The sequence below is a fragment of the Companilactobacillus baiquanensis genome (assembly GCF_003946605.1).
In the GTDB taxonomy this organism is placed as follows: Bacteria; Bacillota; Bacilli; order Lactobacillales; family Lactobacillaceae; genus Companilactobacillus; species Companilactobacillus baiquanensis.
The window spans coordinates 19,110-45,014 of the sequence record NZ_RHOQ01000010.1 but is presented as its reverse complement, the minus strand read 5'-3'; the positions used below and the strand labels follow the sequence as shown (position 1 = coordinate 45,014).

26 protein-coding genes are annotated in these 25,905 nt (G+C 34.7%); 4 read left to right on the top strand and 22 right to left on the bottom strand.

Annotated elements, in window-relative coordinates; all coding sequences use genetic code 11:
- Positions 1-5 precede the first annotated feature (5 nt).
- The 17 genes from EKM77_RS10420 to murB form a co-directional block, all read right to left on the bottom strand.
- The gene (locus tag EKM77_RS10420; protein ID WP_125594002.1) at positions 6-1,007 is read right to left on the bottom strand and encodes a class I SAM-dependent methyltransferase; all 1,002 of its coding nucleotides are present in this window, start codon (positions 1,005-1,007) and stop codon (positions 6-8) included.
- Between the two features lie 251 nt (positions 1,008-1,258).
- Positions 1,259-1,699: a ComGF family competence protein gene (locus EKM77_RS10415; RefSeq protein WP_125594001.1), complete on the bottom strand. Its 441-nt coding sequence runs from the start codon at positions 1,697-1,699 to the stop codon at positions 1,259-1,261.
- Entirely contained in the window at positions 1,689-1,970 is a 282-nt protein-coding gene (locus EKM77_RS10410; RefSeq protein ID WP_125594000.1) for a hypothetical protein, read from the bottom strand. Before EKM77_RS10410 ends, EKM77_RS10415 begins: the two co-directional genes overlap by 11 nt.
- Entirely contained in the window at positions 1,954-2,403 is a 450-nt protein-coding gene (locus EKM77_RS10405) for a type II secretion system protein (protein ID WP_125593999.1), read from the bottom strand. The genes EKM77_RS10410 and EKM77_RS10405 overlap by 17 nt, the downstream gene beginning before the upstream one ends.
- Positions 2,378-2,662: a prepilin-type N-terminal cleavage/methylation domain-containing protein gene (locus tag EKM77_RS10400; protein ID WP_125593998.1), complete on the bottom strand. Its 285-nt coding sequence runs from the start codon at positions 2,660-2,662 to the stop codon at positions 2,378-2,380. The genes EKM77_RS10405 and EKM77_RS10400 overlap by 26 nt, the downstream gene beginning before the upstream one ends.
- Positions 2,662-3,696, bottom strand: coding sequence for a type II secretion system F family protein (locus EKM77_RS10395; RefSeq protein WP_125593997.1), 1,035 nt, complete (start codon positions 3,694-3,696; stop codon positions 2,662-2,664). Before EKM77_RS10395 ends, EKM77_RS10400 begins: the two co-directional genes overlap by 1 nt.
- Positions 3,638-4,606 (bottom strand): competence type IV pilus ATPase ComGA, encoded by a 969-nt coding sequence (comGA, locus tag EKM77_RS10390; RefSeq protein WP_125593996.1) that lies wholly within the window; start codon positions 4,604-4,606, stop codon positions 3,638-3,640. Before comGA ends, EKM77_RS10395 begins: the two co-directional genes overlap by 59 nt.
- A 78-nt stretch (positions 4,607-4,684) precedes the next feature.
- Positions 4,685-5,416: a YebC/PmpR family DNA-binding transcriptional regulator gene (locus tag EKM77_RS10385; protein WP_125593995.1), complete on the bottom strand. Its 732-nt coding sequence runs from the start codon at positions 5,414-5,416 to the stop codon at positions 4,685-4,687.
- Between the two features lie 96 nt (positions 5,417-5,512).
- Positions 5,513-8,749, bottom strand: coding sequence for a leucine-rich repeat protein (locus tag EKM77_RS10380; RefSeq protein ID WP_164507775.1), 3,237 nt, complete (start codon positions 8,747-8,749; stop codon positions 5,513-5,515).
- Between the two features lie 81 nt (positions 8,750-8,830).
- Positions 8,831-9,355 (bottom strand): VanZ family protein, encoded by a 525-nt coding sequence (locus EKM77_RS10375; RefSeq protein ID WP_125594012.1) that lies wholly within the window; start codon positions 9,353-9,355, stop codon positions 8,831-8,833.
- Positions 9,351-10,952: an APC family permease gene (locus EKM77_RS10370; RefSeq protein ID WP_125593993.1), complete on the bottom strand. Its 1,602-nt coding sequence runs from the start codon at positions 10,950-10,952 to the stop codon at positions 9,351-9,353. Before EKM77_RS10370 ends, EKM77_RS10375 begins: the two co-directional genes overlap by 5 nt.
- A 69-nt stretch (positions 10,953-11,021) precedes the next feature.
- Entirely contained in the window at positions 11,022-12,833 is a 1,812-nt protein-coding gene (glmS, locus tag EKM77_RS10365; RefSeq protein WP_125593992.1) for a glutamine--fructose-6-phosphate transaminase (isomerizing), read from the bottom strand.
- 311 nt (positions 12,834-13,144) lie between these two features.
- Positions 13,145-14,497 (bottom strand): phosphoglucosamine mutase, encoded by a 1,353-nt coding sequence (gene glmM, locus EKM77_RS10360; RefSeq protein ID WP_125593991.1) that lies wholly within the window; start codon positions 14,495-14,497, stop codon positions 13,145-13,147.
- 18 nt (positions 14,498-14,515) lie between these two features.
- Positions 14,516-15,583, bottom strand: coding sequence for a CdaR family protein (locus EKM77_RS10355; protein WP_125593990.1), 1,068 nt, complete (start codon positions 15,581-15,583; stop codon positions 14,516-14,518).
- The gene (gene cdaA, locus EKM77_RS10350) at positions 15,564-16,421 is read right to left on the bottom strand and encodes a diadenylate cyclase CdaA (protein ID WP_125593989.1); all 858 of its coding nucleotides are present in this window, start codon (positions 16,419-16,421) and stop codon (positions 15,564-15,566) included. The genes EKM77_RS10355 and cdaA overlap by 20 nt, the downstream gene beginning before the upstream one ends.
- Before the next feature lie 64 nt (positions 16,422-16,485).
- Positions 16,486-18,612, bottom strand: coding sequence for a cation:proton antiporter (locus EKM77_RS10345; RefSeq protein WP_225425223.1), 2,127 nt, complete (start codon positions 18,610-18,612; stop codon positions 16,486-16,488).
- Between the two features lie 12 nt (positions 18,613-18,624).
- Complete coding sequence (gene murB / locus EKM77_RS10340) at positions 18,625-19,527, bottom strand: UDP-N-acetylmuramate dehydrogenase (RefSeq protein ID WP_263852901.1); 903 nt, start codon at positions 19,525-19,527, stop codon at positions 18,625-18,627.
- A 112-nt stretch (positions 19,528-19,639) separates the two neighbouring features.
- On the opposite strand from murB, the gene EKM77_RS10335 reads away from it, so the two are divergent.
- Positions 19,640-20,398, top strand: a complete 759-nt coding sequence (locus EKM77_RS10335; protein ID WP_125593987.1) for an exodeoxyribonuclease III — start codon at positions 19,640-19,642, stop codon at positions 20,396-20,398.
- 1 nt (position 20,399) lies between these two features.
- Positions 20,400-20,933 (top strand): 3'-5' exonuclease, encoded by a 534-nt coding sequence (locus EKM77_RS10330; RefSeq protein ID WP_125593986.1) that lies wholly within the window; start codon positions 20,400-20,402, stop codon positions 20,931-20,933.
- Here the strand turns inward: EKM77_RS10330 and EKM77_RS10325 are convergent.
- The 4 genes from EKM77_RS10325 to EKM77_RS10310 are packed head-to-tail and all read right to left on the bottom strand — an operon-like array spanning position 20,930 to position 23,532.
- A complete protein-coding gene (locus tag EKM77_RS10325) occupies positions 20,930-21,391 on the bottom strand; it encodes a GNAT family N-acetyltransferase (RefSeq protein ID WP_125593985.1) in 462 nt (153 codons plus the stop codon). The two genes, EKM77_RS10330 and EKM77_RS10325, sit on opposite strands and share 4 nt — an antisense overlap.
- Positions 21,388-21,849 (bottom strand): tRNA (adenosine(37)-N6)-threonylcarbamoyltransferase complex ATPase subunit type 1 TsaE, encoded by a 462-nt coding sequence (gene tsaE, locus EKM77_RS10320; protein ID WP_125593984.1) that lies wholly within the window; start codon positions 21,847-21,849, stop codon positions 21,388-21,390. Before tsaE ends, EKM77_RS10325 begins: the two co-directional genes overlap by 4 nt.
- 19 nt (positions 21,850-21,868) lie before the next feature.
- The gene (gene pta, locus EKM77_RS10315; protein ID WP_125593983.1) at positions 21,869-22,837 is read right to left on the bottom strand and encodes a phosphate acetyltransferase; all 969 of its coding nucleotides are present in this window, start codon (positions 22,835-22,837) and stop codon (positions 21,869-21,871) included.
- Positions 22,837-23,532: a uracil-DNA glycosylase gene (locus EKM77_RS10310; RefSeq protein ID WP_125593982.1), complete on the bottom strand. Its 696-nt coding sequence runs from the start codon at positions 23,530-23,532 to the stop codon at positions 22,837-22,839. The genes pta and EKM77_RS10310 overlap by 1 nt, the downstream gene beginning before the upstream one ends.
- Before the next feature lie 84 nt (positions 23,533-23,616).
- Between EKM77_RS10310 and EKM77_RS10305 the strand changes: the two genes are divergently transcribed.
- Both EKM77_RS10305 and EKM77_RS10300 read left to right on the top strand, forming a co-directional pair.
- On the top strand, positions 23,617-24,486 hold the full coding sequence (locus EKM77_RS10305; RefSeq protein WP_125593981.1) for a Cof-type HAD-IIB family hydrolase: 870 nt from the start codon (positions 23,617-23,619) through the stop codon (positions 24,484-24,486).
- A 13-nt stretch (positions 24,487-24,499) separates the two neighbouring features.
- Positions 24,500-25,042, top strand: a complete 543-nt coding sequence (locus EKM77_RS10300; protein WP_125593980.1) for an LURP-one-related/scramblase family protein — start codon at positions 24,500-24,502, stop codon at positions 25,040-25,042.
- A gap of 138 nt (positions 25,043-25,180) precedes the next feature.
- Here EKM77_RS10300 and EKM77_RS10295 read toward each other — a convergent pair whose 3' ends face one another.
- The gene (locus EKM77_RS10295; protein WP_125593979.1) at positions 25,181-25,750 is read right to left on the bottom strand and encodes a GNAT family N-acetyltransferase; all 570 of its coding nucleotides are present in this window, start codon (positions 25,748-25,750) and stop codon (positions 25,181-25,183) included.
- Positions 25,751-25,905: the final 155 nt, after the last annotated feature.

Genomic DNA, 25,905 nt, shown 5'->3' with positions numbered 1-25,905 from the left:
TTCACCTAACCTTTAAAAGTTTTTTTGGCCCAATCCTGAACTTGATTTTTAAAGCCTTCAAATAGCTTTGGATCATTTGTATTCGGAATAGTACCCATTAAAACCTTAGCAGATTGTTGAGCTTTTGTACCATGTTTTTGTAATATTACTACAGCTTTTTGTGCTTCCTTTGAAGCAAATAAATTACCTGGCAAGTCTAGAACCGCCTGTAGATAGACGTTTGAGACCATCCATTGTGATAATTTTTTAGCTTGATCAGTTTGGAAAATTTGTGAAGGTACAACAAAAATTCCGATACCGTTTTCATTTAAATTGTTCATTGTTTGTTCTATTAATAGATGATGAGCATATGAATGCCCTTTATCGGCTCTAGTTTCAAATCTGGAAGCGTTTTCGTCGATTGGGTAATAACCAACTGGAAGATCGGCAATCGCCATGTCAACGTCTGTAAATTCCCATTCTGAAATTGCATCTTGATGATATGCTGATAAATTTAAATTCATAACTTCAGTGAATGCCTTGGCAAGTCCTAAAGAAATATCATCATTATCAATTCCAGCTAGATTGATTTTAAAATCGCCAGCCATTTTGAGTTGTTCTACAAATTCGATCAATAAATTACCAGTTCCAATTGTTGGGTCAACTAAATTGAATTCCTTTTTATTTTGAACATTCAAAATTTCATAAGCAATTAAACTAGTAATTAACCCAATCGTATCTGGTGTAACTAGTTTATTAACCTCTGTTTTATCCAACTTTTGTGCGCTAATTATATTGACAGTGATGGCCTGTTTCATTTCTGTCTGTGATAAATTGATTTCTTTCAATTCATCATAAATTTTTTTTAACTTATCCACTGTGTCTGGATCAGGGGCATCGTTCTCTACGTAAACTTCCCCATTAGCCAAATCAGTTAAAGCTTCGGCCAATGCATCCGTATAGCTTGTCTTTAAAGCTTTTTGCAATAACATAACTGCTTGACTTAATTTATCATAATAATTTTGCATTTTACTCTCCAGTTCTTTTACAAATAACACTAATATTTTAATGTTGAATAAATATTTATTCAACCGTGGTATATTCCAAGAACCTTATTGTATCTGTTTTATCAATTCTTTGCACAATCTTTTGTTTGTAGAAGTTGTCTAATTGTTGATAATTACTAATTTGACCTCTGAAATAACTATTACTAAAGCTAATTGTTAAAATTGCTACGCTTAAAACTAATAATGCAGTTATTAGGACTGTGCCTGGTCTATTATTTCTCAAAGCTTTGATGATCATTAGTCACATACATCTCCGATATTTGATTTTTCTTATTGACTATTCTTATAACAATTACATCACCGTCAACTTTAAAAGAACCACTTTTAAGTCCAGTTATTAGTGGAACATGCCCGCCTTCTTCAGATCTAACTCGTAACATATTTTGATAAAACTCTAAAATATGCGCTCCACCGATTTTATTTTTATCATCAAATATCAATTTTTTTGACTTCTTATCCTTTAAAAATTCACCTTGAAATTGATTTTGGATGTATTCATTCGTCATATGCCATCTAATCTGATTTGCATTTAAATTATCAGGGACATTCTTAACTATTTTTAAGGATTGCTGCAAAATTCCTAGTATCAAGGTCGTAACTAATAAGGCAATTATTGTTTCAGCCAGCATCATGCCTGATCTTTTACCATTCAACTTGATATACCTCACGACCGGATTTTACTTTCAATGAATTTTTATCATTGTAAAAGAAATAGTCTTCACCTTTCATAGTTTGTTTAGAAATATTTTTCTCGCTATCCAGATTTATCAGCATCAACTTGTGTGCTGTGATCCTTTGTTCATAAGTTTTAATTTGCTTATATTGTGCACCAAGACATGTTGTTAAAGTGACTGCGACTAACAAAGTGATAAAGAGTGAGACTACTGATTCAGCTAAGACAAAACCACTACGTATTTTTTTCAATGATCTCGCCCCAATTCATTTGAATAACGTAAATATAATTGTGATTGGTCAAATTAGAATAGAATTTAATGGTCTGTGGACGTATTAACCCTGTACGCCTAACTTGAATGGTCGATTCATTTTTAAAATATTTTATAGTATTTGGAAATTTGAGCCTGGCAAAAAAGACATTATTTTCATTTGATTTAAAGACTACGGAATTAGAATCACTAGAAATCACAATGTTATAATCTTTCCCTGATAAAAAAGCTTCATTCAAAGTATTCTTAAAAAGATTTTTGAATTGTTGCATGGACTGTCTTTCTGCAATTTTTGACTGATAATCTTTTACTCCTAAATTAGTAGCTAAGATCAGTATGCAAAAAATAGCTAGAACAATTACTGATTCAGCCAAAGTAAAACCGAATCTACGGCTTTTTAACAACTTTACCATCTTCAATTATGTAACCTTCAGCTTTTTCAGCTTGTTCCCCCTTAAGGTGTAAACCCTTTAGATCAGTAATGGATGGATCTGCCATATCAACTTGTGTCTGTAAGGTAGTTACAAAAGCTTCATCAGTTTTTTTGACAGCATTATTTTTTTGGGTTCCTAAATTAGGAATAATTAAAACTAATAACAATGAGATGATAAACAACACGATCACCATTTCAATCAATGTAAAAGCTTCTCTAGTTCGCTTGAATTTTTTCATTAAGACATCCCTTTCATCATCCCATAGACTGGTAGTAAAACTATTAAATATGTTGCAATAATGATTAAAGCAATAATTCCAAACATGATGGGCTGAACTAAATTCAAAATTTTCTTCAGAGATTTTTGAGTCTCTTCAAATTTTAATTCAGACATTAAAATTAGATCTTGAGCTAATTCGGATTTTCCTCCACCTAATTGAAAAATAGATTTGAGTTCATTAGGTAAAAATTTTTCTTTTCTAATTATCTTATTAAGAGACGAACCTTTTCTTAACTCCGATTCAATCTTTTTTGCCATCATCTCTTGTAAGGATCCACTGGCAAAATTCAAATTTATTGAACAGATCTCTCTTAAATTAAGGCCACTAGCAACTTGGAGACCCAATCCTTGTAAAATAATAAATTGATAAAAATTAAGATAGATTTTCCCTAAAATTGGTAACTTGATCAACTGATTAGCTGATTTATATTCGGGAATAGTCTGCAAATATTTTACATAAATCATTAAAGTTAGACTTCCAAAGAAAATTAAACCGAAAAATACTTGCAAAAACAGGTCAATATATTTAGTTTCACTACCCATTCCTAGTTGCGGAATAACGTACAATTTCATTCCCATAAGCATCACGAACAAGAATCCGATGATAAAGAGAGGATATGCAAGTAATTCCTTAAGTTTATTTTTTTGTTTAGCTTTAGTTTGTAGTATCAAGCCACTTTGCATCAGAATTTTCTGCAGACTGCCGTGAGTTTGCGCAATTATCAATTGATTATAAATTGCTTTAGGAAGATCCAAATGACGTAGTGAAAATGAAATCGTTTTACCTTGCTGCAGGTCCTTATATATCTTTCTAAAGACTTCGTCATTACTTATTAATCTCAAACAATTTACTGACTGTTTGAGTGAAAAACCATTTTTAATTAATTTTCCAAGTAATAATAAATATTCTGCTTGTTTATGATCGTTTATTTTTTTATCCGTAAAGATATTCCTGACAAACTTCTTGCGTAATATATCCACTTCTGTAAGCATGTTTTATTTGTCGACTCCAAATATTGTCATTTTTACGTTCCTTTAAAAACAATTCTATTTCTCGGTCATTTATAGTATCAGTAAATAATTGGATATTCTCGATGGTTGGAATTAATCTCTGATAGGAAATTAAATTGACCGCATTCAAGATATCTTCATCCTCAATTCCAAACTGTTTTAATCTTTGAATAACTGAAAATTTTGATTTTCCATGGATCGTCGTCATAACTGTATATCCGCAAAGTGCTGCTTGGATAGCTTGCTTAGCGGTTATCGAATCACGAATTTCTCCAATTATCAAAACCTCTGGGCGATGTCTCAAACTAGTTTTAATCAATTCTTCATACGTTAGTCCCACTTGTTCGTTAACCTGCAGCTGCAAAAAATCTTCCTCAACAATTTCGATAGGATCTTCAATACTCATAACTTTTTTACTCACGCTTAGATTTTTACAAAGACCGTACATTAGAGAAGTTTTTCCAGAACCCATTGGCCCAGAAAAGATCATCATCCCTTTTTTTCTAGCGATTGGATATAATTGTTCGATAAGATGCTCATTAATTTGGTAATTAAAATTCTGTGGATAAATTAATCTAACAACTAATGATTCACGATCTAAAAAATCCCCAACTGATGAAATTCTGGTATGAATTATTCGTTGCTGATAGTTAAAACTAAAAGCTCCTTTTTGCGACCTTCTTCGTTCAGAGACGTCCAAACCACCATTAAACTTTAAATAATTCATTATCATCATCGTCTCTTCATTAGTCATTTCAACTATTACAGAGTCACAAGTATCACTTCTCGTTTCAATTAGATATTCATCTCTTCGTGGAAAGATATAAATATCTGTAGCATTCATACTGCAAGCTTCATTCAACAAATCTTGTACCATGCTTTCAGCTGTCATTATCTAACCTCCTTTCTAAAAATTACGCAAAAAAAAGAAGGCTGCGATAAAGTCGCATCCTTCTTTTAAGATAATTATTTATTCGTCGTCATCAGCCGCTGCTGTATAAACTTCTGAAACGTCGTCATCATCTTCTAATTGATCGATCATACGTTCAAATTGTTCTTTCTTATCTTCTGGTACTGGAGTTGTATTTTGTGGGATCATTGTTAATTCTGAATTAGCAATTTCATAACCCTTTTCAATTAAACCATCACGAACTCCAGCGAAATCTTTAGCATCTGTATAGATTTCAAAAGCGTCATCTGATGTTTGTAAATCGTCAGCACCAAGATCCATGATATCAAGTAATACTTCATCTTCATCTTGTGTATTCTTTGAACGATCTAAAACAAGGTAACCTTTACGATCAAACATATAGGCAACTGAGCCACTTGAACCCATGCTACCTCCGTTACGAGTAAACGCAACACGTACTGAAGAAGCTGTTCTATTCTTGTTATCTGTCAATGCTTCAACCAAAACTGCAACTCCACCTGGAGCGTAGCCTTCATACGTTACTTCGTCGTAGTGTTCTTCACTACCACCTTCGGCTTTATCTAAGGCACGTTTGATGTTGTCCTTAGGCATATTAGCTGCACGAGCTTTATCTACTATTAAACGAAGAGCAGCATTACTGTCTGGATCGGCACCACCCGCTTTTGCCGCCATGAATAATTCACGTGATAATTTTTGAAAAATCTTTCCACGCTTAGAATCTTGGGCATTTTTTCTACCCTGGATGTTATGCCATTTTGAATGTCCTGACATTTCTGCTTCCTTCTTCCACTTTTATTGTAAACCAGATAACATAATATCAAACTATGCCTATCATTTCAATATTAACTGGTAAGTTATAAAGTGAAATTAACGATTATTCTTACGATGCTTAAGATCAATTCCTATTAATGAGAGTGATCCTAGCAAAATACCGCTTAGCATTGCCATTAATCCAGTTTTATCTCCAGTTTGAGGAAGTTTTCCTCTAGAAGATACTGGGAATGGATTATCTAATTTTGAAGTAGCACTATTTGGAGTGCTTACGGGCGTAATTAGCCCCTTATTGGAAACATTTGTTTCTTCAGAATCAGTCTTTGATCCTTCTGTTATTATTTCATCTTGTATTTTTGGTGTATTTGTAGTGAATGAACCTTTATTATTTATCGAATCTTCTGAGTAACTAGGATCTGTTGATGCCTGTGTTGTTATTGAACCTTCTGAATTATCTGAATCAATCGAGTTATCAGGTTCTTGAGGTTCGTCTACTTCCGTTGATCCATCTGATTCATTTGTATCTGTTGGATTATCTGGTCCTGTAGGATCTTCTGGATCTTCTGGATCAGTCGGTTCGTCTGGGTCACTTGGATCAATTGGATTGGTTGGATTTTCCGGTTCGTCTGGATTGGATGGTTCATCCGGTTCATCTGGATCAGTTGGTCCAACACTGTCATCTTCACCTGTTACATGCAACACAACTTGCTTAGTCATACCGTCGGCTGTACTTAAAGTTACTGTATAATCACCATTTTTAGTCAAATCAGCTCCATTTAAGTTTAAGGAAATATCACTGACTGGACCGTTTACATCGTACGCAATGGCTTGAAAATCAGAAACTGTCGGTGCTGGATCTCCGACATTCATAGTGTAATCAGTCCCATCAATACCGGTGATTGTAAAAGTTCCTGCATTTACAGTAATTTCATAATTAGGATTCGATTCACTTGTATAAGTTACAGTTATAGGATAAGTCCCAACTGACTCTCCTGGGGCACGAGAAACCGTATATACTGCATCCGTTACACCATTAGAGACTTGTCCAGTTAAAATAGGATCACTTGTTCCAGCTTCTTTTGAAGCATTATTAGCAGTTATTGTTATTGGAAGTTTTTCTATTAAATAATTGGCATCATCTGTTCCTAATTCCCAATTATATAAATCACTGCCCTGAAGTTGATTAATTGCTGCTAACCCTTGAGCACTCAATTGAACTTGATAGGTACCGGCATTTATAGCTGGTGAAGAAACAAATTCAACATCACCTGGTTTAGTAGTATAGGTAACTCCATTGGACAATGTGACTTGATAACTTCCGTTAATTGTTTGAGGTTCGCCATTATAAACACTGGAATTAGTTCCCGTTAAATCATAGGTGCCGGCATTTTTTTGAACATTAACATCTACGGTCGTACTGTATGTACCATAGCTATAAGTAACTTGATAATCTCCTGGCGTCTGCGTATCAACTGTAGAAACAGCGTTTCCATTAGGATCTTTGATCGAAATCGTCATGCTTGATAGTGGCACGACTGTCCCATCAGAAAGTGTACATCCGATGAAATTATCGTCCGGTGACCAATCCGATCCAATAACAACAATAGAATCAATGGCTTTAATAACTGGATTATTTAACACTACATTATATTGACCATTATATTCAGAGCCAATACTCCAATTAAATGAAAAACTAGTTGTACCAGTTGGTATATCAAAAACTCCGTTAGAGTATGTAACCCCGTTGGTAAGTCCAAATACACCTAGATATTGTTCTCCATAACCATCAACATCCAGATTGAAAAAGTCAGAAATATTATTCTTTGTCGGATCAGTAAAAATAGTGTCTACTTGATATCCACCAATTCCAGATCCAAAATTACCAAAAATACTTATATTTGGTGCAGTAATATTTACAATACGATTATATTTAAATGTCTCATTTCCTAACGTAAGACTATTTCCAGAATAATTTATTCCTGTCAATTGATTACTTAGAAATGCTTGATCACCAATTGAAGTTACACTGGCTGGAAAAGTCAAATCGCCTGAAACTTTGTCATATTCAAAAGCACCTGCACCGATCGTTTGCAAGCTTGTATCGTTAGTTAGATCAAGATCAGTCAAATTATTATCGTAAATAAAACTCTGATAACCAATTGAAACTAATGATTTATCTGCGATTACACTTTGAAGATTTCTATTTGAGGCAAACGCTTGATCGCCGATCGTCTGCAAACTAGCTGGCAAAGTTAAAGTAGTCAGCGAATCATTATAGGCAAAGGCTGTTGTTCCAATAGAAATCACCGAATCCGGTAATACTAATGATTCAATTGGAGCTGATGTAAATGCATTATCACCAATCGTTTGTAGTGTCGAATTTTTGGAGAAATCTACCGTCGCTAATTTTGCATCATATGCGAATGCCCCTTCTCCAATACTTTCAAGTCCGTTATTAAAAATTACACTAGTCAAATTCTCATTACTATAAAACGCTTCTTTACCAATACTAGTGAGTCCATCATTAAACGTTATTGAAGTTAAATTATTATTGAATTGAAAAGCATTATCGCCAACTGCGGTGACATTGTATGTAACACCATTTATTGTAACTGTTGGAGGCAAATTAATAGACGTAACGGCTGAAGCACCTTGAGCTAAACCAGTTACAGTTGCAGTTCCATTGGTAGAATCAGTCGTCCAAGTAAAACTATCAGATGGTGTATATTGATCAACATCAGCCGGGGTAGACGTATCTGAAGTATTACTCGTTGCCGGTGCCGTTTGATCCGTAGTTGAATCTGAACCACTTGAATTACTTGTTTGAGTAGTTGAATTTGGTGATGCAGCAGTATTCGCATCGGTTGTTGGTGGCGTCGTTTGCTCTGAACCTGTTGCATTTGAACTAGTTGCAGTATTTGTAGTCGTTATTCCTGAATTTGTTGGATTTGAACTGGTTGCAGCATTTACATCGGTTGTATTTGAATTTGTTGGATTTGTACTTGTCGCTGCATTTGTAGCCGTCGTACCTGAACTTACTGAATTATCTGATATAGCAGTATTTGGTGACGTCTGCGAGGTAGACGTACTTGTTGCATTGGAACTAGTCGTTGGAGTCGTTGTTATTGTCGGAGTATTCGTACTAGAGTTTAGGACGACAGTACCCAGAGTCGTACCTGTTGACGTTGTACTGGTTTCGGTAGTATTGACCGTATCCGCATGAATTAATGCTTGATGCGTCAAGGAAGTATAAATACCCAAACTCATTGCTGCACTGGCCGCAATGACAATTTCTTTACCATCTTTAACTAATACATTCTTCTTAATTTTCATTATGAACATCCCACACTTCTGTTTAAACAAATTTTGATTATATTATATAAAGTTTCAGTATGAAGACAAAGAAAAAAGACCTCAACTGAGGTCTTTTTTCTGACGATAACTTAAAATATATAGGATCAAAATTAAAACCAAACTGGCAATTAATGCACCAAAACTATCCAAGATAACATCATCAACCGATGGCGTTCTACCGCCAGTTAAGCCCTGATGAAATTCATCAAAAGCAGCTAAACCAGTTGCCATCATCCAAGGTACAAAAACACTTAAAATTTTAAAATTATTAAAATAGTTATATAAAGCTAGTGTTAAAAATAATCCCAGTAAGAAGTAAATTCCAAAATGAGCTCCTTTACGAATAAAAAACTCTACAAAGTGAAAATATCCATCATTTTGAATAGATTGGATCTTACCTCCATAATTGAAATTTATACCATTTAACAAGTGATAAAAGGGCTTATTACTTGATCCAAGATGTCTTTCTAAAAAAGGTACAGAGGTTTGCTGTTTATAAGTCATAGATGAGCTATAAAACAATATTAATTCAATTAAAACAACTATCCACCAGTACCATTTTTCATGTTTCTTAATTCGATTAATCACTATCCGTCTCCATTTTAACTTTAAGATTCAATTTTTTGGCATCTTCAAAGTAATCTGTATGATATGAAGATTGAACTGCCCAATAATAAATAGCTGTCGAGAAAAGTAATATTAAAACAAAATCAAAAGGATACTTAATTATATTCAATCCACCAAAATTAACGCTACCTAGCCAAGATATCATTGATAATCCAGCCAGATGGACAATAAACCAGAGGCTTGCGTACATCTTAGGTTTAAACTCATTAAATCCGCGCTTGAAGTCATAATAAATATAAATCGGTAATCCAACAATGATAATAATTATAACTTCCACGGTTGTCGGGAACATCGACCAATATATCGCTAAACTTATTAAGTCAAAGACGATTGGTGCCAATACTTTCATACCTTTGATTTTTGAAGGTCGTTTAAAATCTGGACCCATTTTTCTTAAGCTGCCCGCAACTACCGGACCAGTTAACAAAGATATTAAAGTCGATGCTGCCACAACTCTTGATAACAACGACCAATTTTTAAACAACGTTATTAAAATTATACTTACAATTAAATTAACTATTAAAGCAACTCTTGGTGATCCAAAACGATTATCATTTTTTCCCAGGATCTTAGGTAGATGTCTATTTTTAGGCATCGAAGAAAGTGACTTACTTGCAGATGCTGAAAAGGCGATCCCACTACCTAAAGGTGAAATAAATGCCGTAAAGTAAATCAAAGTTGATAACCAATAAATATTTAATAAAATTGCTAAATCAGCATATGGAGAATTGAAATTTAAACTAGACCAGCCTTTTGCCATAACACTCTGTGGTAATGATCCCACAAAAACAATTTGCAGTGTTATATATATCAAAGCACTAATTAACAAAGATAGAATTATTCCACGACGAATGTTTCGTTCCGGTTTAACAATGTCATTTCCTAAATTAATTACAGTCTGAAAGGCCACGTACGAATAAATTATTCCGGCACTACCGATTGCTACAAATATGGATGCCGTTCCATTAGGCATAAATTGCTGTACATTATGTCCCATATTGTTTACATCAAAATGTGCTGTGATCAAAACTAGCATCGTTATTATCGGAACTATTAATTTGAAGACGGCAATTAAATTATTGAATTTTGCCATGATCGTCACTGACCAATAATTTATAAATGTAAAAACAAATAGTAATAATGTCGCCATCAACATCCCACTTGTAGACAATTGACCGTTATCCATAAATCCATGGGTGAAACTAGCCCACTTCCAAGGCCAAGTACTCATATATTGAGTTGAAGCAACGGCTTCTATTGGTAATATCGCTAATAATGATAGCCAATTTGCCCAAGAGGCAATATGTCCTAAAAATGAACCATGAGTGTACATCGTAAAACGACTCATCGCACCGTCTTCAGGAAACATCGTTCCAATTTCAACATAAACCATGGCAATCATTGCCACTAATATGGCTCCAATGATCCAACTAATAATTGCTGCAGGTCCAGCAATTTTTGCAGCCTGACTTGATCCAAACATCCAGCCTGAACCAATAATTGCACTTAATCCAAACATTGTAGTCGAAAATAAATTTAATTTTTTACCATTCATCAAAACCCACCAATTCGATTAAAAAAAAGCCTCTAAAATTAGAGACTTTAATTTACTTGATAACTTATATTACTCTACGGTAACACTCTTAGCAAGGTTTCTAGGTTGGTCAACGTTGTTACCACGGGCCAAACTTGCATAATATGCGATTAGTTGAGCAGGTACAACACTAACAATTGGTGAGATCATTTCATCAATTTCAGGTACTACGACTTGATCGCCTTTTTCAGCATATTTCTTATTAGAAATAACAAGAACATGAGCACCACGAGCTACAACTTCTTGAATATTTCCACGAGTATGAGCAGCTCCAACACCGTCATTAATATATGCAAAGACTGGAGTATCTTTTTCGATCAATGAAATTGTACCGTGCTTTAATTCACCGGCAGCAAATCCTTCAGAATGAATATATGAAATTTCCTTCAATTTCAAAGCTGCTTCTAGTGAAAGGGCATAATCGATACCACGTCCAATATAGAAGGCATCTTTTTTACCAGTCAAGTAATCGTCGGCGATTTCTTTAAATTTACCTTTTTCATCAACGATTGTTTGAATTGCATTGGCAGCAAGAGCTAATTGTTCTTGTAGATCTAACTCTTGGGCAGCTTTAACACCCTTAAATTCGCCAACAGCTTTAGCAAGAACAGCTTCAACAGCAATATTGGCCGTGTATGCCTTAGTTGAAGCAACAGCGATTTCTGGTCCAGCAAGTAATTCCATTGTGTAAGTAGCTTCACGTGAAAGAGTTGAGTTAGCAACATTTGTCATCGTTAAACTGTGATATCCAAGTTCGTTAACTTTAACAAGAACTTGTCTACTATCAGCTGTCTCACCACTTTGTGACAGGAAGATAAAGAATGGTTTCTTTGAAAGTTTTGGCATATGATAACCAAATTCACTGGCAAGTTCAACGTCAACGGGAACATCTGCCAAGTTTTCAAAGATATCCTTACCAACTAATGCAGCGTGATAACTTGTACCAGCAGCAACGATATATAGACGATCAGCACTAGCAACATCTTCTAGCATCTTTTGATCAACATTGATCTTTTTACCATCGAAGTAATGTGATGAGATCTTTCTCATAACAGCTGGTTGTTCATCGATTTCTTTCAACATGAAAGTATCGTATGTACCCTTTGAAATATCACTAGCATCAAGTTTAACAGTATATGGATCTCTTTGAACTGACTTGCCATCTAATGTACTGATCTCAACGCTGTCTTTCTTCAAGATAACAACTTCACCATCATGGATTTCAACAAATTTATGTGTACTTTCCAACATAGCCATAGCATCTGAACAAATAACGTTAAATCCATCACCTAAACCAATAAGTAGCGGACTCTTATTCTTTGCAACAAAGATACGGTCAGGGTTTTCTTTATCAACCATAGCAAAGGCATATGAACCTTCGATCAATGATAGAGCTTTTCTGAAAGCAGATTCAGTATCCATATTTTCTTTAACAGCAAAATAATCGATCAATTGAACGGCTACTTCAGTATCAGTTTGACTCTTGAATTCTACATCACTTAAATACTTTTCTTTTAGTTCAGCATAGTTAGTTAAAACACCATTGTGAACTAAGTAGAAACGATTATCAGCTGAGAAATGGGGATGAGCATTAGCAACAGTTGGTTCACCATGAGTTGCCCAACGAGTATGTCCAATTCCGATCAATCCTTGTACATCATCAGAAACTTCACTTTCAAGATCACTGATCTTACCAACTTCCTTTACAAGAAAGTCTTTGCCATTTTCATTATTTACGTAGATACCGGCTGAATCATATCCACGATATTCAAGTTTTTCAAGTCCATTTAATAAAATTTTAGTAGTATTTTCATTACCTACAACGCCAACAATTCCACACATTGTTTAAAACCTCTCTAAATCGGTATAGTTTTTATTTTTTAAATTGGTCTAGCCATTTTCTTTGTCCAGACCTTTTAGATAACAAAGCCTAGAATACTAATTCACACGAAATATGTCAACTATTTTCATCAATTTATATGTATTTTTAACAAATGGTATACATAATAACGTCTAAAATTGGTATTGGTATAAACCGATTACATTTTCTAATTGTGATTTTATTTACTTGAAAGTTATATTTTGTAATTAAGTAATTAGTTTTCAAAAAAAAAATCAGACCCCATTAAGGTCTGATTTTTTAAAATTGATTACTAACTTAATTCATTTTTAACAACATCTACGATTTGATCGCAATAGTTATTAACTTTCTCTTCAGTAGAAGCTTCACACATAACTCTTAATAGTGCTTGTGTTCCACTAGGACGAACTAATACTCTTCCATCCCCGTTCATTTCATCTTCTACTGTTTTTATGATATCTACAATTGGTTGATGTTGTTTCCAAGAGTTTTTATCTTTAACTGGAATATTAACAAGTTTTTGTGGATAAACTTTCACTGGTGCTGCCAATTCTGACAAACTCTTTCCAGTTTCTTTCATAACATGCAATAGATGGATACCTGTTAGCATACCATCACCTGTATTCATATATTCATATAACACAACATGTCCTGATTGTTCGCCACCAATGTTATATCCATTTTCACGGATCTCCTCGACCACGTGACGGTCTCCAACGGCCGTTTGCACGTACTTCATGTCATTAGCCTCAATTGCTTTATAAAGGCCTAGGTTGCTCATTACAGTGGTTACAATGGTATCCTTCTTCAAACGACCACCATCGTGCAAATATTTACCTAAAATAAACATGATCCTATCACCGTCAACGATATTACCTTCTTCGTCAACCGCAATACAACGATCTCCATCACCATCAAAAGCTAATCCAGCCACAGCATCAGAGTCCTTAACTTTTTGTGCTAAAGCTTCTGGATGTGTTGAACCAACACCCTTATTAATATTGATACCATCTGGATGTGAAGCCATGATGTCAAAATCAACTTCTAAATCAGCAAATAAAGTGCTTGCTAAACGGCTAGTTGATCCATTAGCTGTATCTAAAACAATCTTCATACCGCCAAGATCGTCTGATAATGTTTGTTTCAAGAATTGAAGATACTTTTGTGCACCTTCTGGATAGTCAGATACACTACCAAGTCCTTCGGCTGATGGTCTTGGTAAAGTGTCTTCTTTGGCGTCTAATAGTTCTTCAATTTCATCTTCAACCTCATCAGCTAATTTATAACCGTCTGAACCAAAGAATTTAATTCCGTTATCTTCAGCTGGATTATGTGAAGCTGAGATCATAATACCCGCGTCGGCTGAAACAGCTCGTACAAGATATGCCACAGCTGGAGTTGTAATTACATCCAGATTCAAAACTTCAATGCCGACAGAAAGTAATCCTGAAATTAAACTTTCTTGAAGCATTTGTCCTGAAATACGTGTATCTCTTGCTACTAAAACACGTGGATGTCCATCTTCATTTTCAGAATGTTGTGTCAAAACATATCCACCACATCTACCTAATTTAAAGGCTAGTTCTGGACTTAGTTCTTTATTCGCAATTCCTCTAACTCCATCTGTCCCAAAATATTTTGTCATTATTGTTACCCCCAACGTTTAATTTCCATCGTTGTTATTATTTGTTGTTGAACTATCGTTGCTGTTAGTGCTTGATGTATCCGTATTAGTTGTACTTGTCGATGTATTATTACTGCTATTAGAACTAGATGTACTCTTAACGCTTATTTGCACATCGATCGTATCAGGATCAGTCGATGAAACTTTACTTCCCAATGCATCAGCTAAATTAATCGTCTTCTTAGTATCACTATTAACATCCGAAACATCGATCGGTATATCGATCGAATCTCCAATATCATCTAACTGACTTTGTGATCCATAAATTTTGATCGACTTAGTACCAGAGTCAAAAGTATAACTATTATTCGAGCTGGTATTCTTCCCTTTAAGATTTATGGAAACGGTCTTACTAGGGATACTAATTGGAATTTTAACATGAACCGTCTGCGGATCCAAAGTCACACTTAAAGTTTTACCATTTTTATCCAATGCTTGCACTAAAACTTCTTGATCAAATGTTGATTTAATTCCTTTTGGTAAAACCGCCTCAACAATTACTCGATCGATTTTCTTAACTTCTGAAGCTGCACCAGTTGCAGTAACAGTGTTTGGAGAAATTGAAGCTGTACCAGCTTGATATCCTTCAGCTAAAAAGCTTTTATTAAATTCAGCATTAACGGTAAATGTTTTAGTCTTACGTTTTTGAATATTTACCGTGACGTATTTTGGCTTGACCGTATAAGTCAATTCATTATTTAATCCACTGACCTTAACTTGGACCCGGTGTTGCCCAGTCTCATAACCTTTTAAGTCTAAATACACATTAAAATTTTGAGTGTTTTTAGTAGCTGTAATTAAAGCAGATGGTCCTTCAAGCGTTATTTTTACACTCTCGGGATAACCTGTGATGTAATAATCATTCGTATTAGCTTGAACTTGTAAAGGTACTGTCATCGTAGCCTTAGTATTAGCTGTCGAAGTACTGGATTGATTAGAATCTCTAGTTGATCCGACTCCAGGGCTGCTAACTGCTACAAATAGCCAGATGGCACAGCAAAGTGAAATAAAAGCATAAAAATAATTACTATTTATTATCTTTTTCATTTTGCTTCCCCCTTCCACGATGAATTGAGAAAACATCGAATAATGAACGACTACTTTCATTACTTGAATCAGCTAATTGTGCATGAAGATATTTCAAATATTCTTCACGGGTAAGATCAAGCATCATATGACCATTTCTTGTGATCATTACACCACCAGTCTCTTCAGATACAACAATCGTGATGGCATCTGTAACTTCACTAATACCGACCGCAGCACGATGTCTAGTTCCCAATTCTTTTGGAATCGTATTACTTTCTGATAAAGGCAAGTATGCCGCAGCAACAGAGATCCTATTCTTCCTGACAATAACCGCCCCATCATGAAGCGGGGTATTCGGAATGAAAATATTGATCAATAAAGCACCGGTTACTTCTGCATCAAGATCAATTCCGGTTTCGACATACTCTTCCAAACCGGTGTTCATCTCTAAGGTTATCAGAGCTCCGATTCTTCTCTTACTCATATATTGAATCGCCTGATCCAAACTTTCGATCAGATGGTTTTTAGTTTTTCCTTCTTCATTACTAGTCGAACTAAATAACGGCAACCGTCCCAAATGTTCAAGACCACGCCTGATTTCGGGTTGGAAAATTATTACGATGACAATAATTCCCCAGTTTATCAGTTGATCCATTAAAAACGAGACTGTATGCAGGTTCAATACCCAGCTGATAAGTTTAATTAAGAAGATGACAATGATACCTTTCAGCAGTTGAACTGCTTTAGTACCGCGTATCATTGAAAGCACTTTATATAGAACATACCAGACTACCAAAATATCAACTAAATTGGCTAGATTCTGCCATGTAAAAAGATTGCTTGGTATAAAATTCATTATTTTTACCCCTTATTAGCTGAATTAATTATAACAAACAATAAAAATTATAGAATTACAATTTCTATTGAATGTCGACATTAATTACCTCCTCACTGTAATTAATATTTTGACGTAATTCATTAGCAGTAGATTTACTGATTCTACCACGTTCTAACAAGTCTTGAACAAAAGCTCGCTGATAACTCAAAGCCTTAATTTCTAGACCTGCTCTCTCACTATTAAATTCTGGAGTACGATGTTTATTCTTACCTTGTAGTAAATCCAGTCTTTCTTCATAGTGACGTTGAAATACGTAAATCAAATTATCAGCAATTTTATCGTAATCTGATAAGTCCAATTCGTATAATTTATCTAACGCCTTTTGCGCTCCAGCAATTGAAATTTTCAAAGCATCTCTATTAAACTGCACGACTTCTTCATGTTTTTTAAATGGTAAATGAATAATTCGTTTTAAACCTAAAATAGTTCTTCTAAAATATGCTATAAAAAATTCAATTGTTGGATTATAACGATGTTTAACAATTTCTTTCTTATATTTTGCTATTTTTTTAACTGCTATATCATAAGCATCTTGGGATATTTCATGATTAGCATACAATTCTTCAATGGCCTCTAATTCACAGTTAAAGCAGATATCCCATAGTTCAGCATCCTTTTTACCTTTAACCCTCTTCTTACTTATTTGGGCCGGGTTATCGGCTTGAACGTTTAAGTTATGAATGTTATATAAATATTCTGCAATGATCGTAGAATAAATTACATCATTATCTTTAACATTTTCTTCTTTTAACTTCTTGATCGTTCTTTCAAGAACAACTTTATTAGCCTGATATTGATTTAACTGAGGACTAATTGGCTCATTTTCTTCATCATCATCATCGTCATCTTCATCATCATCATTCAAACTATTACCACGATACGTAACTGGTTCAGAGTTTTTAGTCAATATTGGAATCAATAAGGTAGCGCCCAATAAACTAAAGATAATTACTGTACTGGCAATAAATAACAACAATGTTCTAGAAGGAAATGCATCCCCGCCTTTGATCGTCATTGGTATTGATAAAACAGCGACCATAGTAACTGCACCACGAACGCCAGAAATACCTGACATCAAACAATAATCAAAACGTTCCCGTGAAAAGATAACGATTTTCCCATCATTATTTTGAGCAACTGTTGTATATAAGTAGCTCCAGATAAATCTAATGACCACTAGCATGATCCAAATGACAAATGACAAACTAATTGCCATGAAAGTATTTATGTTATCGTTATGGACTAATTCTTCCATTGCAAATGGAATTTCAATTCCTAATAACACAAAGACGATCCCATTTAAGATATAAATGACCATATCCCAGGTTCTTGAAGTAACAAGTCTTATTTCTGGAGAAAAATCATTAACTCTTCGGTTAGAAGAAATATTCATGATTCCTGCAACAACAACGGCTACTACACCGGAAACGTGCAAAACATCTTCAGCAATATAGTAGATCACAAAGGGAATAGTAATTTGAATAATAGTGTGTAAAATCGAATCATCCACACCTTGGTTTATCAAATACAAACGTAAACCATTAAAGACCCATATAGCTATGGCACCAAAGAAGGCACCTACAAAAGCAATATATAAGAAATCAACCGTTGCATCTTGTAGAGAAAAAACGCCGGTAACGGTTGCGGCGACTCCATATTTGAAGCAAATCAAACCAGAAGCATCGTTTATCAAACTTTCACCACTAAGTAAATGCATTAATTTACCAGGGATCCTAGCTTTTTTAGCAATAGATTGAACCGCAATTGGATCAGTTGGTGAAAGAACAGCCACTAAAGTAAAGGCGGTTGCCCAAGGTAAAGACGGTATTAACATCTTTACGATAACCCCTCCAACAACAGTTGAAATTATTACCAAAAAAATAGCATTCCCGATAATTGGACCTTTTAAATTCCAAAGCTCTCGTTTCGGAAAGCGATTCCCATCATTAAAAAGAATTGGCGCAATAAACGCCAACATAAACCATTCAGTATCAACGGAAATTTTGACATGCATAAATAACGCCGCAATGACCCCCGCCGAAATTTGAATCAAACTTGGTGGAACTGATACAAAATAGTGACTAATAATATTTGCCACAATTAGTAACGAAACGATCAAAATGACTGATTCGAGTACCGCCACAGACATCCCCTACCTTTTCTATATTTTCTTATCTTCTCCGATTATTCTTACTTCAGTATGAAGTTCGACATCGAATTTTTCTTTTATCGTTCTTTGAATCAAATGAATCAAATCCATGTAATCAGTGGCAGTAGCATGATCGATATTAACAATAAATCCGGCATGTTTCTTTGAAACTTGTGCTCCACCAATTATTTTTCCTTGCAAGCCAGCTTTGATAATTAAAGGACCTGTAAAGTGATTGGGCGGTCTTCTAAATACACTACCGCATGAAGGATATTCCAAAGGTTGTTTAGAACGACGCAATTCATTTACTCGATCCATTTCTTTTTGGATAGCATCTTTATTGCCTGGTTTTAATTTGAAAGTTCCACTGATGACAATACCTTCATTTTCTTGAATAATACTATGACGATAATAAAAATCCATTTCATCATAACTAAAATTCTTAATTTCCCCATTAGGTAGGAGAACTTCAGCTGAATCAAAAACATCTTTAATTTCACCACCATATGCACCGGCGTTCATAAAGACTGCACCACCAACACTTCCGGGTATACCAGCTGCAAATTCGATACCAGTTAATCCAGCTTTTTGAGCTTCAATAGTGGTATTTATGATAGTTGCCCCAGCCTCTGCTGTAACTTCATTATTTTGAACAGAAATCTTGTGGAAATTAGGTAAAATTATAACAATTCCCCTTATACCACCATCTTTAATAATCAAATTACTAGCATTACCAATGACAGTTATCTCAATATCATTTTCACGTGCTGTATTAACAATTTCAACAAGCTCTTCGCGAGTTTTAGGGAAAGCTAAGACATCGGCATTACCACCTGTTTTAGTAAAAGTATACTTACTAAGTGGTTCATCCATTTTAAATTCAATATTAGGCAATTTTTCAACTGGAAACTTCAATATTCATCATCCTTTAATCTTACATAAACTACACTTAATTTTATCACATACTGCAATTCTTAACGAACTAACTAGCACTGGGACAATGTTATAATTATCATGAGGTGATATTTTGAAACTTATATCGTGGAATGTAAATGGCCTACGTGCTGTTGTAAAAAAAGATTTTATCGAAACCTTTAATAATCTTGATGCCGATATTTTTAGTGTCCAAGAAACTAAATTGCATCAAGATCAAATTGATTTAGATTTACCTGGCTATCATCAATATTTCTTCGATGCAATCCGTAAGGGATATTCTGGGACTGCCGTATTTACTAAAGAAGAACCGATCAATATTACCAGAGGATTAGGAGTTGAAGAATTGGATACTGAAGGTCGTACTTTAACCTTAGAATTTCCAAAATTCTATCTGATCAATAGTTACTCACCAAATTCTCAACAAGAACTAAAAAGATTAGACTTTAAACTTGCATACAACGACGCTTTGCATGATTATATGAAAAAGCTCTCTGAAAAAAAGCCAGTTATTTTGTGCGGAGACTTAAATGTCGCCCACAAAGAGATTGATTTAAAAAATGATAAAACAAATCATCATAATCCTGGTTTTTCAGATGAAGAACGTCAAAAATTTACCGAATTACTAGATGACGGCTTTATTGACAGTTTCCGTTATCTTCACCCTGATGACATCAAATACTCATGGTGGAGCTATCGTTTTAACGCTCGTAAAAACAATTCAGGTTGGCGGATCGATTATTTTGTTGTTTCTGACAATGGAAAAAACATGATCAAAAAAGCTGAAATTTTAAACGATATCTACGGATCAGACCACTGTCCAATTGAATTAGATTTAAATTTGGAGGAATAACATGAATTTTGTTGCAATGGATTTTGAAACTGCTAACGGACATCGAACTAGTGCCTGCTCGTTGGCATTAGTCTTAGTCCGCAATAGTCAAATTGTAGATAGCTTCTACACCTTAATAAATCCACTAGAAAACTTTAGCCCGAGAAATATTCAAATTCACCACATTAGACCACAAGATGTTCAAGACGCTCCTACATTTGATAAAGTTTGGCCGCATATTCAAACTTTATTTGATACTTCGCATTTAGTGGCAGCGCACAACGCTAGTTTTGATAACAGTGTATTAAAAAATACTTTGACGAATTATGGAATTTTTCCGCCAAAGTATTTAACAATCGATACTGTTAAAACTAGTCGTAAATTTTATCCTGATCTGCCTAATCATAAATTAGACACTGTCTCAAGAAATTTACAAATTGACCTAGAACATCATCACAATGCTTTAGATGATAGTATCGCATGTGCCAAGATCCTTTTAAAAACTGAACAGGAATTTGGTACAGAACAAATAAAAAGAATGGCAAAATTAACTTAAGCCATTCTTTTCATAATTAATGTTTTATCTTTTTCTAACTCTGTTTTGAATCCAAACTTTTCATAAAGGTGGATCGCAACAGGGTTATTTTTGTATACTTCTAATTTAATTTTAGTAAACGGTGCATGACGAGCCCAATCAAGTGCCTCTTCTGTTAAGTAAGAAGCTATGTTGTTGTTCCAAAAATCTTTTTCAACAACGACGCCGTATTCTGACTCATCTTCAGAAACCTTTTCTAAACGGCAAAAACCAACAATTGCATCATCAAAAACCGCAACAAAGATTTCATCGAATCCAGATTCAGAAATAAGATCTAGTGAGGTTTCTTCATCAGTTAAACTGACATTTTCCAAATCATATTCAATAAAATCACTTTGTTTACCGACTCGTTTTAAAAATTCTAACAATAATTTTGCGTCGCCTTTAACAGCTTCTCTGATTATCAATTGTTCACTCATATCAAGTCTCCAAAATCACGATTCTCATATTTTTGTCCACGAAGTTTTATTTCAATTTTACGATCATCATCTGATACACGGTAGATGTTGATCGACATATGGTCTTCTGGGACTTCGTCTTTAATAAATTGTGGCCACTCCACGATCGTTATCCCATCACCATTAAAATACTCGTCAAAGCCTAGATCTTCATCCGGACTGCTTTCTAGTCGATAGGCATCCATATGATACAGTGGGATCCTTCCATCTTGATATTCACGAATCAAAGTGAAAGTAGGACTTTTGACATTCTTTTTAATATCTAGTCCTCTAGCTAATCCACGTGTCAAAGTTGTTTTGCCTACACCTAAATCGCCGTTCATTAAAATTACATCACCGGCTTTTAAGTATTTGCTTAATTTTTGTCCTAAAGCTTCTGTTTCTTCATAAGAATGTGTCTCTATTTGATATTCGTTCATGTTTTACCTCAATATTTTTTTATAAGGCAAGTGCTGCTGTCAAAATAGCTGTCTTATAAACATCTTCTTCGTTACATCCACGAGAAAGATCAGAGATTGGTTTGTTCAAACCTTGCAAGATAGGTCCAATAGCTTCAAAGCCACCAAATCTTTGAGCAATCTTGTAGCCAATATTACCAGATTGTAATTCTGGGAAGATAAAGACATTTGCGTGACCAGCTACTTTTGAGCCTGGAGCCTTTTGAGCACCAACACTTGGTACAAATGAAGCATCAAATTGTAATTCACCATCTAGTTCGATTTCTGGAGCTAGTTTGTGAGCAATTTCTGTGGCTTCAGCGACTTTAGTAACTTCATCACTCTTAGCACTACCCTTAGTTGAGAAACTAAGCATAGCAACTTTAGGATCAATGTCAAATAATTTAGCCGTCTTAGCAGTTTGTACGGCAATTTCAGCCAATTCTTGAGCATTAGGGTTAATGTTGATGGCACAGTCACCAAACATGTATCTTTCGTCACCTTTTTGCATGATGAATGATCCACTAATACGTGATGAACCTGGGGCTGTTTTAACAATTTGTAGAGCTGGACGAACTGTATCACCAGTTGAGTGAACAGAACCTGATACCATACCATCAGCCTTGCCCATGTAAACTAACATAGTACCGAAGTAATTATTATCTTTAAGCATCTTTTCAGCTTGTTCTTTAGTATTCTTACCCTTACGACGTTCAACAAATGATTCAACCATAGCATCAAAATCAGCATATGTTTCTGGATCGATAATTGTAATATCTTTAAGATCTGCAGAATATTCAGTAGCTACTTTAGCAATTTCGTCTTTGTTACCAATAAGAATTGGTTTTAAAACGCTTTCATTGTGGAGACGCAAAGCGGCTCTTAGAATTCTAGGTTCATTTCCCTCAGGGAAGACAATTGTAAAGTTTTTCCCATCAATTTTGTTCTTTAGACTATCAAATAAATCCATTATTTCTCCTCCATTTCATTGACAACCTCTGGTAATTGCCAATTGATTACCCTTTCATTATAGTGTAAAAGCGCTTCATTTGCTTTAGAAAATGGTCGAGAACCAAAAAAACCATAATTTGCCGAGAAAGGACTGGGATGTGTAGACGAAATAATTGTGTTTTTTTCTTGGTCGATCAAAGGTATTTTGCTCTTCGCAGCATTACCCCATAGTATAAAAACAACCCCTCCACGTTTTGATAAAGCTTGAATAGCATAGTCAGTTAATTTCTCCCAACCTTTACCTTTATGTGAATTAGCCTGGCCTCTTCTAACGGTCAAAACAGAATTCAATAATAAAACTCCTTGTTGAGCCCAGGATTTCAAATAACCGTGATTTACAGGCTTATAGCCTAGGTCACTTTCCAATTCTTTATAAATATTGCGTAGTGATGGCGGGATCGTCACACCTGGTGCAACAGAAAAACTACAGCCGATTGCCTGATTTGGTTCATGATAAGGATCTTGACCCAAAATAACTACTTTTGTATCAGAAAAGGAAGTCCATTTGAAAGCCTGATAAATATTATTCATATTGGGATAAATCGTCTGTGTAGAATATTCTTCTTTTAAAAAATTATGTAACTGATGATAATACGGCTCATTAAATTGCTCGTTCAAAACTTTTTGCCAGTCGTCATTAATAAAATTTCTCAACTTTACACCTGCTATCTAAATAATATATTTTTACAAAATATGGTAATATGCACATATAAGTACAACAATTTTGGAGGGAATCATATGATTAAGCTAATTGCATCGGATATGGATGGAACCTTGCTAGATGACAAGATGGAAGTTTCTGATCGTAATCTCAAAGCCATAAAAGATGCACAAGAAAATGGCATAGAATTTTTAATTGCCACTGGTAGAGGAATCAGTGAAGCAAAGCCTTTTCTAAGAGGAAAAATCACTCCTGGGTACATTACCCTTAACGGAGCAGAAGTATTTGACAGCAAAGAAAATTTAGTTTCAAGTAATCCTTTATCCATTGACTCTAAGAATAAGATCGTCAATATTTTACGTACTCATAATATCTATTTTGAATTAATAACTAACAAAGGGATCTTTTCCGAAAATATCGACCTCCGTGTATCTAGTTTAGCCGACTTGCTACTAAAATTAAATCCCGGAACCACCAGAGAAGACGCACTGAAGCAAACAAAAGAAAAAATCAAAAATGTCCCAATGAACTATGTTGATAGTTTTGATAATATTCTTGCAGACAATAGTTACGAAATAATGAAGATGATTGCTTATGATCCTGAAGAAGCAAAAACGCTTGGACCAGTAATGGATAAAATAAGCAAATTATCTGACGTTGTGGTAACATCATCTGCACCAAATGACTTAGAAATAAACAGTGTTGATGCTCAAAAAGGAATCGCACTTTTAGAATATGCCAAAAAACGTGGTATTAAGCGGTCAGAAACCATGGCTATCGGAGATAATCTAAATGATGCTTCGATGATAAAATCGGCTGGAGTTGGTGTTGCTATGAAGAATGCCATTCAAAGTATCACCGACATGGCTGACGAATATACCGACACTAATGTAAATGATGGAGTAGCACAAGCAATTGAGAAGGTAATTGCTGATAATAAAAAATAATAGGACAAATCTAATGAAATTATTTATTCGCAAAGCAGATTTAATGGATGGAAACGTCCTAGTAATCGCAAATCAAAATAAAGAGACCATCTTTATTGCTTCGCGCGATAAGGAAAATCCTTTGTTGATCCAACTATTTAATCGTTTAAATACCAAAATTGGTGAAATAAAACTAAAAAACAATTTTCTCAAAATTTATTCCATAGAATTTGATGGCGAGGAAGTTGCTACAATAAATGCTGTCCCTGTGATCGATATGAAATACGTCCACATCGGCAAGATCAACTGGAATATAACCGGTAATATAATAATGTCCAACTACCACATTACTAAAGGAAGCAGAGAGATCATGCAAGTCTCGCCTACTATCTTAAGTCTTGGCCATCCCGGATTAGAACTTAATATAAGTGAGATCGACCATGCTCCAATCTGTACTTTGATTGCAATTTTTTTGGACAAATACGTTCGAATTCCAAATTTCAAACTTGATAAATCTTTAGGGTTGAATTTTAAATCAAAGATAAAATTTAGTAATTTTAAAAAACTAGAACATTAATGTATCTCAAAAAAGCAAATGCCCTTAATTGGACATCTGCTTTTTATTTATTGAAACGCGTGAAATAAGGCAGAGACCTCCGCTTATCTACGAATATGCTCAGTCTCTAACCGCCTTATTTCACGCTCTGTTTACGACCTACTTAGAAGTTAAATCATATTGCATATGATCATACAAATGACTTCCGATATATAATTGACCTACTTTTTTAAAGCCAACTTTTTTATATACGTGTTGTGCCGGAGCATTGTCCACATCAACATTTAGACTGAGGATCTTTTCTCCACGTTTTCTAATAACTTCGATAAATTCAATCAAAGTTTTCGTTCCAATTCCTTGATTTTGGAATTTAGGTGCCACAGCAAAAGAGTCCAAATACCATTCACCTGGCCAAGCCTCTTTATCTGTGAATAACGAAGTTTCTTTAATCCCATGCTTTTCCATAATTTTATGCAGTGGTACATCAATTGTATCTTCTAGTTTTTCAGGGTAGCCAATTGCAATCGCAGCAGCTTCTCCATCGATCTCATTAACTAAAATGTGGTTTAAACCATAGCGATAATCCGGTAAGAAAAATCCTTCACGAATGATGTCTTCCATTGTCTTATTTCCGTACTCTTTAAAAATATCCATTTCCATTTCATCAAATATTTGAAAAAGTGTCGGTAATATCTGATCAACATCTTCTTTTTTTGCATATCTAAACATTATTTCACCTCATTAAATATCATACATTATCTAGTTAGATCCCGCAAAAAAGCATTAACCTGGTAAACTGGGGGCCAAGTTAATGCTCGAAAAATCGTTCATATTATTTTTTATGAGCCTTGCTCAATTAATATATTATCTTTATTTTCATGTAA